The organism is Streptomyces coryli (assembly GCF_011044975.1).
Lineage (GTDB): Bacteria > Actinomycetota > Actinomycetes > Streptomycetales > Streptomycetaceae > Streptomyces > Streptomyces coryli.
Genome location: NZ_JAAKZV010000596.1, coordinates 1 through 654 on the forward strand (window position 1 = coordinate 1; position 654 = coordinate 654).

Consider the following 654-nt stretch of genomic DNA (forward strand, 5'->3'; position numbering starts at 1 on the left):
GAGTTGGTCGCGGTCGGCGTTGCGGCGGTACGAGCGGGCCTCCGCCCGGAGGTCCAGGAGTGGCGAAAAGAGTGCCAGGCGGGCGGGCGGCGGGGCGGCGACGGCTCCGTCCCGCAGTGCGAGGGCCAGGGCGACGACCAGGCCGCCGCCGGCCGAGTCTCCGGTGAGTACGGGGGCGGGGCCGGCGCCGCCGGGGCCTGAACCGGCCGGGCCCGCACCGTCCACGGCCGCACCGTCCATGCCCGCCCCGCCAGGGCCCGCACCGTCCGCGCGCCGTCCCGCCACCGCCCGCCACACCGCCGCCGCGTCATGGAGCGCCGCCGGGAACGGGTGCTCCGGCGCCAGCCGGTAGTCCGGCACGATCACCCGGCGGCCGGTCGCCGCCGCCAGCCGACCTGCGAAGCCGACCCAGCCGGCGGCTGTGCCGAGTCGGTAGCCGCCGCCGTGGAGGTGGACGATCGGCGGCAGCGCTTCCGGGCGTACGACACCCGGGGGGTCCACGACCGCGGCCGGGATCGCCCCCAACTTCTCCATCCTCCACGCCACTTCCGCCGGAGGCGGAGTCGCCTGCCCCGCCGCCCGCCGCCGCGCAAGCAGGTCGTCCGGCGCGGAACGCCCGACGCGCTCCGGCGGAAGTGGCGTGGAGGATGGAGA

General features: G+C 78.7%; 1 protein-coding gene. It reads right to left on the reverse strand.

Annotation, left to right across the window (positions count from 1 at the left end):
• On the reverse strand, positions 1-534 hold a 534-nt coding region (locus G5C51_RS42370; RefSeq protein WP_165246277.1), incomplete at its 3' end, for an alpha/beta hydrolase.
• Positions 535-654 lie beyond the last annotated feature (120 nt).